Below are 13,064 nucleotides of genomic sequence, written 5' to 3' on the forward strand. Positions count from 1 at the left end.
CCGAGGACCCTCATGAGCACTACTTCCGAGAGTGACGCCGCCGAGCGTCCCGCCGCGACCACCGAGCAACTCGAGCAGGAAGGCGACATCGCGGCCGACTACCTGGAGGCACTTCTCGACATCGCTGACATCGATGGTGACCTGGCACTCGATGTGCGTGCCGGCCGTGCGTATGTGTCGGTCGAGAACGATGATGCCGACGCGCTGCGGTTGCTCTCGGAGCCTGACACGGTGCAGGCGCTGCAGGAGCTCGTGCGCATTGCTGTGCAGACGAAGACCGGTCGCTTCTCGCGGCTGATTCTCGACGTCGGCGGTTCTCGTGACGCACGCCAGCGCCAACTGGAAAAGCTCGTCGATCGTGCCATCGCGCGACTGGACGAGGGTGCGTCCCAGGCATCGCTTCCGGCGATGACGAGCTACGAACGAAAGCTCGTGCATGACATCGTCGCTGACCGGGGCTTGGTGTCCGAGTCGTACGGCGACGGCGCCGACCGTCACACGGTGATCCGTCGCGCCTGACACCCATGGACGACGTTTCACGTGAAACGACCGGGGTCGAGACAGAACCAGCGTCTGCTCTCATCGTGTTCGGCGACCGACTCCCCCTCGCCCGCCAATTCGCGGCCGCCCTTGCGGCACACGGCGAAGAGCGCGGGCTGATCGGTCCGCTCGAACCTCCTCGGCTGTGGAACCGCCACATCCTCAATTCCGCGATTGCAGCGCCGCTCTTCCCGACCGGTGGACGCGTGGCGGATGTGGGGTCGGGGGCCGGCCTTCCGGGTCTGGTGCTCGCTATTGCGCGCCCGGATGTGCAGTGGGTGCTTGTTGAGCCTATGGAGCGACGGGTGGCGTGGCTCGAGGAACAGACAGCGCAGCTCCGTCTGGACAATGTCGAGGTGGTGCGCGCGCGTGGCGAGGAGTGGACCGGTGGCCCCGTTCTCGACGCCGTGACGGCGCGTGCGGTGAGCGCGCTGCGCACACTGATCCCGCTGACCGCTCCCCTGTTGCGCTCGGGGGGCGAACTCGTGCTGCTCAAGGGCGCCAATGCGGAGAATGAGATCGCGGCCGCGGAGAAGGTGATTCGTCGCTACAAGCTGACCGATGTGCGCGTTGAGACGGTCGGCGAGGGGATCATCGCTGAGCCCACCCGCGTCCTTCGCGCGACACGGGCTGCGTGAGCATTGCACACTGTTCGGCGCTACTGTTTCACGTGAAACACCCGCGCGGGATCTGCCCGTGACGGCGTGGTGATCGTTTCACGTGAAGCATCGACGCACTGAGCTGGTCTCTTTGGACGGTGCCGCCTGGACGACGACGGGTGCTCGCGTCGCCGATGCGATACATCCTGCACACGCCGGTTTCGCGTGCATACGGGTTCGCGCGCACGATGAGGCTCCCACGCCGAGGTGTACGCGAGGGATCCCCGGGTGAGGCGCAATCGGGACGGTGATCGGCATGCCGATCACCGTTGGGTGGTGGCGATGGTCACCGTCGGCGTCATCATGGGGGCGATACCCGGGCGACTTCGTCGGGAGGCCTGCTGGGGTTCGACGAGCTCTGTCGTCGCACGGCTCATGACGAGCCGACCGGGTGAGAGCTGCGGCCAGAGATTCCTGCCCCGGCGCCAAGGCCCGACGTCGGCCCCAGGGGTACGGAGCGCGGCATCCCCCTGCGCATCATTGAGCCCGGCATCTCGATGGCGTCGACGTTACGGAGTGAGAGCAGGTCGGGCGATCGAACGGGGCTGACACCCAGGGCCTGATGGTGTAACGCGTGCCCACTGTTCCGGACTCGTCGGCGCATCGGACCCGCCGCACGTTGTCTCACGTCGGTTTCACGTGAAACATGAGCGTGGTCACCTGAGGACCGCTGCGCAGGTGGACGTGCAGACTGTCCGCGTCGAACGGGCCGCGCTCGCGTCTCGTCTCAGAAGCTGCGGGCGCGGTGACCGAGACGCGCGCATGCCCGAGTTCCGGTGGGCCGTGAGTAGACGCCACTGTTTCACGTGAAACACAACGAGACGGCGCGGTGTCAGTGGAGCGCCCACTGTGCGTCGAACAGCACCCACGTCACGCGCAGCCCTTCGTTTCACGTGAAACATGCTCGGATGAGGCCCCCGGGGACCGCCGCGTCGGACGCCTCGACTACAGTAGAGGAGTCCCGAAAAGACAGGAGTTGATGGTGCCGGAATCGGAGAACGCGACCGCACCCGCACCCTTCTCCATCGACGACAGCCCGATCGCTCGCGAACTCGCCGACCTCACGTCGCGCCGGAAGGCGTTGGATGCCGTCGACGTCGAGTTCACGGGCGCCACGCGCGTCTTCACGGTATCGAACCAGAAGGGCGGCGTCGGAAAGACGACGACTACCGTGAACCTCGCGGCCGCGCTGGCATCGCTCGGAGCGCGTGTTCTGGTGATTGATCTCGACCCGCAGGGAAACGCGTCCACGGCGCTGGGTGTGCCACACTCCGCCGACATCCCCAGCGTCTACGACGTGCTCATCGACGAGTTCCCCCTCGCTGACATCATCCAGGTCAGCCCGGAGTCGCCGAATCTGCTGTGCGCTCCCAGCACGATCCACCTCGCCGGAGCAGAGATCGAACTCGTGTCGCAGGTGGCGCGCGAGCACCGCCTGCGCACGGCGCTCGACGATTTCCTCGCCACCACGTCGGAACGCATCGACATCGTCCTCATCGACTGCCCCCCCTCGCTGGGACTGCTCACCATCAATGCCTTCACCGCCGCGAGCGAGCTGCTGATCCCCATTCAGTGCGAGTACTACGCGCTCGAGGGTCTGAGCCAGCTTCTGGGGAGTGTCCGCATGATCCAGAAGCACCTGAACCCCCGCCTGCACCTTTCGACGATCCTTCTGACGATGTACGACGGCCGCACGCGCCTTGCTCAGCAGGTCGCCGATGAGGTGCGCCAGCACTTTCCGCAGGAGGTGCTGCGGACAGTCATTCCCCGCTCGGTGCGCGTCTCGGAGGCGCCGAGCTTCGGACAGACGGTCATCGCGTACGACGGCCAGTCGGCCGGTGCCGTGTCGTATCGCGAAGCGGCGGTAGAACTGGTCCAACGCGCTCAGCGCGCCCCCGCGAACGAGGAGAACTCCTGATGGCGAAACGTACCGGTCTCGGCCGCGGAATCGGCGCACTCATCCCCACCGGTGACAGTGCAGAGGCGCGTCCCGTCGACGTCTTCTTCCCCGGTGCGTCATCTGCCGCGGCTGCGGCCGCGACCGTCGAGTCGCGCGATGCACAGGTCTCCGGTGTCGCAGACTCGGATGCCGCGGCATCCGCCGTGGGTGACGAAGCCGAGCTCGTGGCGGTGCCGGGGGCGCGACTGATCACGATCGACCCGAACGACATCGTTCCCAATCCCCGCCAGCCGCGCACGAACTTCGATCCCGACGATCTCGCGGAGCTGGTGCACAGCGTCCGCGAGTTCGGAGTGCTGCAGCCGGTCGTCGTCCGTCTCAACGACGAGGGCAAATACGAGCTCATCATGGGGGAGCGTCGCACGCGTGCCTCTCGTGAGGCCGGGTTGACGTCGATCCCTGCGATCGTCCGGGAGACCGCCGACGAGGACCTGCTGCGCGACGCGCTGCTGGAGAACCTGCATCGCTCGCAGCTGAACCCGCTCGAAGAAGCGTCGGCGTACCTCCAGTTGCTCGAGGACTTCGGCATCACGCAGGAGCAGCTGGCGACGCGCATCGGTCGGTCGCGGCCGCAGATCAGCAACACGATCCGACTCTTGAAGTTGCCCATGCCGGTGCAGCAGCGCGTCGCGGCGGGCGTCATCAGCGCAGGTCACGCACGCGCGATCCTCTCGCTGGATGACGCCGACGCGATGCAGCGACTGTCCGACAAGATCATCAACGAGGATCTCTCCGTGCGTGCCGCGGAAGCCGTCGCGAAGGGCATCGCGGACGCGGGCTCACGTCGGATCGCACCCAAGGCGGGGGCGCGACGTGCGCACCTCGACGACGTCGCCGAGCGCCTCGGTGACCGTCTCAACACGAAGGTGAAGATCACGTTGACGGCAAGAAAAGGCCAGATCAACATTGATTTCGCCACCGTTCAGGATCTCAACCGCATCCTCGGTGAGCTCGGTGAGGACGGGTACGGCGCCGCAAGCGGCGCGTAGGCTGGAGGGGTGAAAGACGACCCCTCGCTCCCGCGTCGCGCCAGCCTGGAGCTGTTGCGCGCCGAAGCGGCGGACGAGCTGGCTGTGCTCGTCGAGGAGCGCATCCGCGACGGCGAGGACCCGTGGGACTTCATGGAAGATCTGCCGTCGGTCGACGAGCTCGTCGTGCTCACCCTGCGGGCGGAGAACATCGCCTCCGACGGCGGCAACAAGCCGACGGCGTCGCGTAACTACCGGGTGCTGCGACAGATCGCGTTGCAGTACCCGCCGCTGACGCGGGCGGTGTGGCGCCTGCTGGGAAGCGAACCGCACCGGCGTTGGGACGCGTCGGTGCGAGCCGAAGCATCCTGAACGCCGGTGCGGGTCAGTGCTTGGGTGCCGCGCGGGGCGGCCGCGGGCTGAGGAGTGCTCAGCCGAGGTAGGCGGCGAGGTCCTGCTCGAGGGCGAACTTCGGCTTGGCGCCGATGATCGTCTTCTCGACCTGGCCCTTGTTGAACACCTTCATCGCCGGGATGGAGGTGATCTGGTACTCCATGGCGAGGTTGGGGTTCTCGTCGACGTTGAGCTTGAGGACCGTGATCTTCTCGCCGTTCTCCGACTGGATCTCGTCGAGGATGGGTCCGACCATGCGACACGGACCGCACCAGGCGGCCCAGAAGTCGACGAGGACGGGTCCCTCAGCGTCGATGACGTCCTGCTGCCAGGTGCTCTCGCTCGTGGCCTTGGCGGTCATGTCTGTCTCCTTCGTTGTGAGCCGCGGTTCTTTCGGCTCCGGTGTGTGAAACACGGGGGGATGCCGGGATGTTCCCGACGCCGCACGCACGGGCTCGGTCAGGCGGCGTCTTCGAGGCCGTCGATCTCGGCGGCATCCTTCTCGGGCGCTCCGGCATCGCCGCGGGCGGCGAGGTAGTGCTCGACGTCGAGGGCGGCGGTGGTGCCGCTGCCGGCAGCGGTGACCGCCTGGCGATAGATCGGGTCGACCACGTCACCGGCGGCGAAGACTCCGGGCACCGAGGTGCGCGAGGAGCGGCCGTCCACCCAGATCGTGCCGTGCTCGGTCAACCGCAGCGAATCGTGCACGAGATGCGTACGCGGGTCGTTGCCGATCGCGACGAAAACCCCGGTCACAGCCAGTTCCCGTTCCGTTCCGTCGACGGTGTCGCGCAGCAGCAGTCCCGAGACCGCGTCGTCACCGAGAACATCGACGACCTCGCTGTTCCACACGAACTCGATCTTCTCGTTCGCGAACGCCCGCTCCTGCATGATCTTGGAGGCGCGCAGCTCGGCGCGGCGGTGGATGACGTACACCTTCGACGCGAACTTGGTCAGGAAGGTCGCCTCCTCCATGGCCGAGTCGCCGCCGCCGACGACCGCGATGGCCTGCTCGCGGAAGAAGAAGCCGTCGCACGTCGCGCAGTACGACACGCCGTGACCGGACAGGCGCGACTCGCCCTCGATGCCGATCTTGCGGGGGGCTGAGCCGGTCGCGAAGATCACGCTCTCAGCCTCGTGCTCGGCACCGCTGCCGAGCACGATCTTCTTGACGTCGCCGGTGAGCTCGAGCTTCACCACATCGTCGTAGACGACCTCGGTGCCGAACTTCTCGGCCTGCTCCTGCATCTTCGCCATGAGGTCGGGACCCATGATGCCCTCGGGGAACCCGGGGAAGTTCTCCACCTCGGTGGTGTTCATGAGCTCGCCGCCGGCCTCGACCGAACTCGCGATGAGCAGGGGGGAGAGGTTCGCCCGCGCCGCGTAGATGGCGGCGGTGAATCCGGCCGGGCCGGAACCGATGATGATGACCTGTCGCACGTGCTCTTCCCTTTCCGCACGAGCCCCTGTCGGGCTCCAGTGCGTGCAACCCATGCTAACCGCGCGGCATTCCGCGCCGGCGGTCAACGCCCGGTGATGCGCCGCAGGAGGCGGCCGGCGATCGCGAGCTCCGGGGTGCGCAGCAGCGCCAGAGCGGCGATGTAGACGACGAGTGACGCGGCGCCGACGAGGCCGCCACCGATCGCACCGAGCAGGCGGTCGGACACGGTCCACCCCGTCGGTCCTCCGATCAGCAGGAACACGGCCCAGCCGGCGGCGAACGCAGGGACGGCGGCGATGGCGAAGCGACCGAGTGCCCTCCAGGTCGTGCGCAGTGCGGTCGTGTCCGTGTGCCGCCGCAGCAGACGCAGCGCAACCGGGAGCTGCACGTACGTCGAGAGCGACTGCGTGAAGGCGACGGTGGCGGCGAGGAAGGCCAACGGCAGCAGTCCCGCTGCGACCGCGACCGCCGCGACTGCGGCGCCGAGGGCGGCGAGGGCGGCCTGCACGAAAGAGAAGACGAACGGCGTGCGGGTGTCCTGGAAGGCGAAGAACGCCCGGCGGATGATCAGCAGCACACCGAACGGCACCAGCGCGATGAGGTAGCCGCAGAGCACCCACGCCATCGGGACCGCACCGTCGGAGTCGGTCGTGAACACGCGGGAGAGTGGGACGGATGCCGCGCCGATCGCGGCCGTGAATCCGAACCCGAACAGCGCGATGGCGCGGATGGACTCGTCGAGGTTGGGAGCGACGCGATCGAGCCGCCCTGCGGCGACCTCCTCGGCGAGCCGCGTGAAGTACGTGGTCGAGATCGACATCGCGACGATCGAGTGCGGGAGCATGAAGATGAGCCACGCGTAGACCATGACGGTGACGCTCGCCTCGCCGGACGCCTGTGTGACGACGCGGGATTGCACGATTCCCGCGAGCTGGCCGACGACCACGGCGAGGAACGTCCACCATGCGAGCGTGCCGACGTGTCGGAGGCCGATGCCACGCCATCCGAAGTCGGGTCGGATGTGCAGCCGCGTGCGCTTCCAGAACAGCAGGAGCACGAACGTCTGCATCGCGATGCCCAGCGTGGCGGTTCCGCCGAGGAGCGCGATCATTCCGGCATCCCAGTCCGCGACGGCGGTGAAGGGACCCCCGAAGACCAGGAGGAACACCCCGAACCCGGCGATCGAGACCAGGTTGTTCACGGTCGGAGCCCAGCTGTAGGGGCCGAAGACCTTGCGAGCGTTGAGAACTTCGCCCAGCAGCGCGAACAGCCCGTAGAACAGCAGCTGCGGAAGCAGCCAGTAGGCGAAGGCGACGGCGAGACCCTTCTGGGTGCCGTTCCATCCGTCCGTGTAGAGCCAGATCAGCGCGGGCGCCAGCGCCATCATGAGGGCCGTTGCCGCGACCAGCACGACGCTGCCGAGGGTCAGCAGCTTCGACACGTACCGCGAGCCGCCGTCGCTGTGCGCGGCGGCCTTCACGATCTGCGGGACGAGGATGCCGGTGATCACACCGGCGGCGAGGAGCTCGTACACGTTCGTCGGCAGCTGCGCCGCGATGCTGAAGGCGTCGGCGGCCTTACTGCCGTACGAGCCGATCACGGCGACGAGCACGAGAGAGCGCACCAGCCCGGTGGCGCGCGAGAACAGCGTTCCCGCTCCGATGATGGCGCTCGCGCGACCGAGATTAGCCATCGACGTCCTCTGTCTGGGGGTTGTGCGCCGCGGTGGCGGCGGCGATGCGGCGGCGGCGCATCTTGCGCGCGGTGCGGACGATGCCGAGCACGAGCATCGCGCCGATGAGCACCGACATGACGACGATGCCGACCGACTCCCACTCGGCGCGCACCGAGATGGCGACGCGCACTCGGGGGCCGATCTCCACGCCGGCCGAACTGCGCAGCTGCAGGTCGAGCGTCGACTCGCCGCTTCCCACCCGCGCCTGCACCGGAACCAGCACGCGGGTGCTCTGGGCCGCGCCGGCCGACACATCCGCCGACTTCTGCACGATGAGGCGCGGGTCGTTGGGGGTGGCAGAGAGGGTCAAGGTGACGGGCCACGGCAGATCGTTGCGCACCGAGAAGGTGAGCGGAGCCGAGGAGGCCAGCAGTGTGATGTCGCTCGGGGGCACGATCGCCACGGAGCCCAGAGTCGTGGTCGTGGCATCGCGGTGATCGGACAGTGCGGTGGCGAACTGGTCGGGTGCCGCCCGCCACACGTTGCCCAGGAGCTGCAGGATCTCCGCCCGGTCGGGCGCGGTCAGAAGCGTCGGATCGGCGAGCACGGTGGCGAACGCGGCGACGCGGTTCTCCTGGTCGAGCAGATCGTGGAGGGCATCGACGCGTGTCGGATCATCCGCCGTGCCGCCGGTGACGGAGACGGACGCCGCCGGGGCCGCCAGCAGTGCATCCAGATCCCACGGCGTGCGCCCGGCCAGGGAGGATGCCGCGGCGATCGCGGCCCGCAGGCCCGTCGCCGACCGTCCGGTCGCCCGGTCGACGACGACGAGCAGCGGCGCGGAGGAGGCGGCACCCCGTGTGGCGACGCTCGCGTAGGCGGAGGCGGCCGCGAGACCGGCACCCTGGTGTACAGGGTCGGAGGCGAGCGAGGCGGTGCGCAGCGCGCGGGAGGCACCGTCGTCGTAGGCGAGGATGCCGGCGCCCGCGGCATCCGCTCGTGCCCCGACGGCACCGCTGAGAGCACTCGTGCCCACGAGCGTGATCGCAGCGGGCTCGGTCGAGCCGGAGGCGCCCGGCGCGCTCTGCAGTGCGGCGACGACACCCGCGGGGGCCGAGCCCGTCGCGGGCCAGAAGACGTCGGCGCGCGCCGTGCCGATGTCGAGCAGCTGGTCGAGGGTGGGCAGCGTGCGCCCGTCGGGCGCGGGGGTCGCTGTGGGGCTCGCGCCGGCGGCCACGGCGGTGGAGGTGAAGTTCCGCGCCGACATGAAGGGATCGAGGGTGGAGACGCGCAGAGGCGCGGGAAGGCCGGCGGCGATCTGCGTGGCGAGGTCGGCATCGCCGAACTGCAGAGCGAAGCGGGAGTTGGGCAGAGCCAGCAGGTCGGCGAGCCATTGCCGCGCCGATGCCGGTGCGGACGAGCCCAGGACGCGGATGGCCGCGGGGATCGCAGGGTCGATGGCGAGGATCGCCGGCGTACCGGTCACGGCGTTCAGTTGCGTGCGCAGGGCTCCGTCGTCGGCGGTGAGCGCTTTCAGGTCGTCCGCGCTGAGCAGGCCGGTGGTGGTCGGCGGAGCGGTGATCGGCACGACGACGCCGACACCGCTCGCGGCGGACGCGGCATCGGGCACGGTCAGCACGCTGTGCGCGACGAGCGGCTGTGTGCCGGTGGTCGGGGAGGAGTACGCGGCGCTCAGCGGGTAGACCCCGGGGGCGAGCGCGCCCAGCGCGCCGAGATCGACCGCCGCTGTCGCCGTCGCGGTCCCGCGCGCGACGACGGCGGTGACCGGTACGGAGGCGACGGTCGTGTCGGCGACCGTCTGGGCGTCGAGCCAGCTCGTCACCTCGGCGCTGGTGGCCAGCGGCGATCGGCTCAGCGCGATGGTCATCGTTCCGCTCGCCGCCGGGGCGTCGCCGGTGTTGGAGACGGCGACCGCGACGGAGACGACCGTCGTGCTGACCACGCCGCTGCCGGCCGGGGCGACGACGACCGACAGATTTGCGGCATCCGCGGCGTCGGTGGCGCTCGGAGTTGCGGGGGGCTGCGGGGCACCGGTCGCGGCATCCGCGGGGGCCGGCGCGGGGGCGGCGACGATCGCGAGCGCCATCCCGGTCGACGCTGCGAGCAGCACGGCGGCGCGCAGCCCTCGCCGCGCCGCGCCGATGATCGTGCGACGACGACGGCCGCGCACTCCGTCGGGAGGTCGGCGCGCGGCGGCGGGGAAAGACACAGTCATAGCGGGAATCGGCTCCTGTGCGATGCCTGACCGCACGATCAGCTGTGATTCTAGGGTCCTCGTGCTGTGGGTAGCCCGTGACCGGCCGCGATCGCCGCGATCCGTCGCCTCGCCGAGTGCGGCGTCCCGCACCGGCGTGCGTGAGGATGGGATGCTGTGGAGCCCACCTTGAACCCCGACCCCCCGCTCATCAGCGCCTTGCGCCGCGACCTCGCCGCCGCCGGCTACCGCGCCGACGCCGTCAGATCGCTGTGGGGCCCGGTCGCCGACACCGCTGTCGGCCACGGGCTGCACGGACCGGCGCTGGCGGCCCTGGCACCGCGCAGTGACGCGCTCGCCGCCCTCGCGCGCCTGCTGTACCTCGGGGCGGCGACCGACCGTGCTGCCGTCGCGCGCGCCCTGCCGATGCTCGGAGCACAGGGGCTGGTCGATCTCGGCTTCGCGCGGATCGACGGGGATGCCGTCGCGCCGACGGTTCTCGTGCGTCCCCAGGACGTCGCGGGCGCTCCCGACGACGCCGAATGGTGGATCGCCAGCGACCTCGACGAGGCCGCGCTCGGGGGACCGCTGCCCACGGGCCACGTCCTCGGCGTGGGGGGTGCCTCCCTCACACTCGCCGGTCTGCAGCTGACCACGCCCGCCGGGCGGGTTCTCGACGTCGGCACGGGCTGCGGCATCCAGGCCCTGCGCGCCCACCTCGCCCTGCGCACTCAGCCCGCCCCGCCGCCGATCGTCGCCACGGACGTCTCCGGCCGTGCGCTCCTGTTCACCCGCATCAATGCGCTGCTCAACGAGGTGGAGGGCATCGACACCCGTCGCGGCAGCCTCTTCGAACCCGTCGCAGGTGAGCAGTTCGACCGTGTCGTGTCGAACCCGCCGTTCGTCATCACGCCGCGCGTCGCGGGCGTGCCGGAATACGAGTACCGCGACGCCGGATACGCCGGCGACGACCTCGTCGCGGCGTTCGTGTCGGGGGTCGGCGCGGTGCTCGCACCCGGCGGCACCGCGCAGCTGCTGGGCAACTGGGAGTACCGCGCCGGCCAGGACGGTCTGCAGCGCGTGCGCGAGTGGGTCGCCGCCTCACCGGTACCGCTGGAGGCCTGGGTGATCGAGCGGGAGCGCCTCGACCCCCTCGCCTACGCCGAACTCTGGGTACGCGACGGCGGCACCGCGCCGGGGACGGCGGGCTACGGCGCGCTCGTCGACACGTGGCTCGCCGACTTCGCCGCCCGCGAGGTCGATGCGGTCGGGTTCGGCTACCTGCTGCTGCGGCGCCCGGCATCCGCGATTCCCGCGCTGGCCCGTTACGAGCGCATCACGCACCCGTTGCCCGAGGACGGCGCCCTCGGTGCGCACCTGGGCGCCGCGCTCGCCGCCTTCGACGCCCTCGAGCAGGTCGACGACGCGGCCCTCGCCGCCGCCCGCACCATCGTCGCCGACGACGTCACCGAGGCGCGTCATCATCTGCCCGGCGCCGAAGCCCCGAGCGTCATCGAACTGCGCCAGGGCGGCGGTCTCGGGCGCACCCTCGAGGTCGACCCCGCCCTCGCCGCTCTCGTCGGGGCCTCCGACGGTGAGCTCACCGTGGGCCAGCTCTCCGATGCGATCGCGGAGCTGCTCGAAGTGGATGCCGCGGCCCTGCGTGCCGATCTGCTGCCGCGGGTGCGCGAGCTCGTCTTCATCGGGATGCTGCGGCTGGCGTGACCCCGGGGGCGGCGAGGGTGCGCCGGTAGGCTGGAAACCATGCTCAACATGGCCGAAGGCCTCGACCGGCTCGGGTCGCTCGCGACCTCGCCGATCATGGCGACCCTCGGCGCCGCGTTCGCCCAGGCCGGGTTCGAACTGGCGATCGTCGGCGGTCCGGTGCGCGACGCGCTGCTGGGTCGCCCGACCCACGACCTCGACCTCACCACCAACGCCCGCCCCGACGACATCCTGCGGATCGTCAAGCCCCTCGCGACCGCGACGTGGGACATCGGTCGGGCGTTCGGCACGATCGGCGCGAAGATGCCGGGCCCCTCCGGCACCTCCGAGCAGGTCGAGATCACCACCTACCGCGCCGACAGCTACGACGGGCTCACACGCAAGCCCACCGTCGCGTTCGGTGACAGCCTCGACGACGACCTCGCCCGTCGCGACTTCACGGTCGGCGCCATGGCGCTGCGTCTGCCCGTGCCCGCCCTGGTCGACCCGACCGGCGGCGTCGAGGATCTCATCGCGGGCGTCCTGCGCACCCCGGGCGACCCCGACGTCAGCTTCGGCGACGATCCCCTCCGCATGCTGCGCGCCGCCCGGTTCGCCAGTCAGCTCGAGTTCGAGGTCGCGCCGGCGACCCTTGAGGCCATGGAGCGCCTGCGCGCGACGATCGCGATCGTGAGCCCCGAGCGGGTGCAGGCCGAGCTCGTGAAGCTCCTCGCCACCGACGATCCGGTGCGCGGCATCCGCATCCTCGTCGAGACGGGGCTGATGGGCGAGATCCTCCCCGAGGTGCCCGCACTGCGCCTCGAAGTCGACGAGCACCATCACCACAAGGACGTCTACGAGCACTCGCTCACGGTCCTGCGCCAGGCCATCGAGCTGGAGCACGCCCGGCATCCGGGGGCGGCGCCCGATACGACGCTGCGCCTGGCCGCGCTGCTGCACGACATCGGCAAGCCAGCGACGCGCAAGCTCGAGCCGGGCGGCGGTGTCAGCTTCCACCACCACGACGTCAAGGGTGCGCGCCTGGCGCGCAAGCGCCTGCAGGCGCTGCGCTTCGACGGCGACACGATCTCGGCGGTCACGCAGCTCATCGAGCAGCACCTGCGCTTCTTCGGGTACGCCGAGGGCGCCTGGACCGACTCGGCGGTGCGGCGATACGTGCGGGATGCCGGTGATCAGCTCGAGCGGCTCCACATCCTCACCCGCGCCGACGTGACCACCCGCAACGCGAAGAAGGCCACGCGGCTGCGCCGCGCGTACGACGACATCGAGTGGCGCATCGACGAGCTCGCCTCGCAGGAGGAGCTCGCCGCCATCCGCCCCGAGCTCGACGGCAACCGGATCCAGGAGATCCTCGGCATCCCGCCCGGCCGCGAGGTCGGCGAGGCGTACCGCTTCCTGCTGGAGGTGCGCCTGGACGAGGGCCCGATCGGCGCGGACGCCGCCGAGCAGCGCCTGCGTGCCTGGTGGGACGCCCGCTGACCCCTCTTC

General features: G+C 70.0%; 11 protein-coding genes. 7 read left to right on the top strand and 4 right to left on the bottom strand.

The window, feature by feature from the left end; genetic code table 11:
* Nucleotides 1-12: 12 nt before the first annotated feature.
* The 5 genes from AS96_RS09375 to AS96_RS09395 all read left to right on the top strand — a co-directional run bounded on the left by AS96_RS09375 (nucleotide 13) and on the right by AS96_RS09395 (nucleotide 4,499).
* Nucleotides 13-519, top strand: coding sequence for a Jag family protein (locus tag AS96_RS09375; RefSeq protein WP_036288871.1), 507 nt, complete (start codon nucleotides 13-15; stop codon nucleotides 517-519).
* Nucleotides 520-524: 5 nt separating this feature from the next.
* Entirely contained in the window at nucleotides 525-1,178 is a 654-nt protein-coding gene (gene rsmG / locus AS96_RS09380; protein WP_036288874.1) for a 16S rRNA (guanine(527)-N(7))-methyltransferase RsmG, read from the top strand.
* 1,003 nt (nucleotides 1,179-2,181) lie between these two features.
* Nucleotides 2,182-3,117, top strand: a complete 936-nt coding sequence (locus AS96_RS09385; protein WP_016463839.1) for a ParA family protein — start codon at nucleotides 2,182-2,184, stop codon at nucleotides 3,115-3,117.
* Nucleotides 3,117-4,148, top strand: a complete 1,032-nt coding sequence (locus tag AS96_RS09390; protein ID WP_036288877.1) for a ParB/RepB/Spo0J family partition protein — start codon at nucleotides 3,117-3,119, stop codon at nucleotides 4,146-4,148. Before AS96_RS09385 ends, AS96_RS09390 begins: the two co-directional genes overlap by 1 nt.
* A gap of 9 nt (nucleotides 4,149-4,157) precedes the next feature.
* Nucleotides 4,158-4,499: a hypothetical protein gene (locus AS96_RS09395; RefSeq protein WP_036288880.1), complete on the top strand. Its 342-nt coding sequence runs from the start codon at nucleotides 4,158-4,160 to the stop codon at nucleotides 4,497-4,499.
* 58 nt (nucleotides 4,500-4,557) lie between these two features.
* On the opposite strand, the gene trxA is transcribed toward AS96_RS09395, so the two are convergent.
* The 4 genes from trxA to AS96_RS09415 form a co-directional block, all read right to left on the bottom strand.
* Nucleotides 4,558-4,881, bottom strand: a complete 324-nt coding sequence (gene trxA, locus AS96_RS09400; RefSeq protein WP_005054661.1) for a thioredoxin — start codon at nucleotides 4,879-4,881, stop codon at nucleotides 4,558-4,560.
* Nucleotides 4,882-4,979: 98 nt separating this feature from the next.
* Entirely contained in the window at nucleotides 4,980-5,960 is a 981-nt protein-coding gene (trxB, locus tag AS96_RS09405) for a thioredoxin-disulfide reductase (protein WP_005054660.1), read from the bottom strand.
* An 83-nt stretch (nucleotides 5,961-6,043) separates the two neighbouring features.
* The gene (gene murJ, locus AS96_RS09410; RefSeq protein ID WP_036288883.1) at nucleotides 6,044-7,654 is read right to left on the bottom strand and encodes a murein biosynthesis integral membrane protein MurJ; all 1,611 of its coding nucleotides are present in this window, start codon (nucleotides 7,652-7,654) and stop codon (nucleotides 6,044-6,046) included.
* Nucleotides 7,647-9,872, bottom strand: coding sequence for a DUF6049 family protein (locus AS96_RS09415; protein ID WP_036288886.1), 2,226 nt, complete (start codon nucleotides 9,870-9,872; stop codon nucleotides 7,647-7,649). The genes murJ and AS96_RS09415 overlap by 8 nt, the downstream gene beginning before the upstream one ends.
* A gap of 156 nt (nucleotides 9,873-10,028) precedes the next feature.
* On the opposite strand from AS96_RS09415, the gene AS96_RS09420 reads away from it, so the two are divergent.
* Both AS96_RS09420 and AS96_RS09425 read left to right on the top strand, forming a co-directional pair.
* Complete coding sequence (locus tag AS96_RS09420; RefSeq protein ID WP_036288888.1) at nucleotides 10,029-11,576, top strand: DUF7059 domain-containing protein; 1,548 nt, start codon at nucleotides 10,029-10,031, stop codon at nucleotides 11,574-11,576.
* 39 nt (nucleotides 11,577-11,615) lie between these two features.
* Nucleotides 11,616-13,055 (top strand): CCA tRNA nucleotidyltransferase, encoded by a 1,440-nt coding sequence (locus AS96_RS09425; protein WP_036288890.1) that lies wholly within the window; start codon nucleotides 11,616-11,618, stop codon nucleotides 13,053-13,055.
* The last annotated feature ends 9 nt before the right edge of the window (nucleotides 13,056-13,064 follow it).

The sequence above is a fragment of the Microbacterium sp. MRS-1 genome (assembly GCF_000585455.1).
Lineage (GTDB): Bacteria > Actinomycetota > Actinomycetes > Actinomycetales > Microbacteriaceae > Microbacterium > Microbacterium laevaniformans.

Bases quoted from the DNA above. Each gene is read 5' to 3' on its own strand.
- trxA (WP_005054661.1), bottom strand. From the start codon at position 4,881: ATGACCGCCAAGGCCACGAGCGAGAGCACCTGGCAGCAGGACGTCATC.
- AS96_RS09390 (WP_036288877.1), top strand. From the start codon at position 3,117: ATGGCGAAACGTACCGGTCTCGGCCGCGGAATCGGCGCACTCATCCCC.
- murJ (WP_036288883.1), bottom strand. From the start codon at position 7,654: ATGGCTAATCTCGGTCGCGCGAGCGCCATCATCGGAGCGGGAACGCTG.
- AS96_RS09415 (WP_036288886.1), bottom strand. From the start codon at position 9,872: ATGACTGTGTCTTTCCCCGCCGCCGCGCGCCGACCTCCCGACGGAGTG.
- rsmG (WP_036288874.1), top strand. From the start codon at position 525: ATGGACGACGTTTCACGTGAAACGACCGGGGTCGAGACAGAACCAGCG.
- AS96_RS09425 (WP_036288890.1), top strand. From the start codon at position 11,616: ATGCTCAACATGGCCGAAGGCCTCGACCGGCTCGGGTCGCTCGCGACC.
- AS96_RS09375 (WP_036288871.1), top strand. From the start codon at position 13: ATGAGCACTACTTCCGAGAGTGACGCCGCCGAGCGTCCCGCCGCGACC.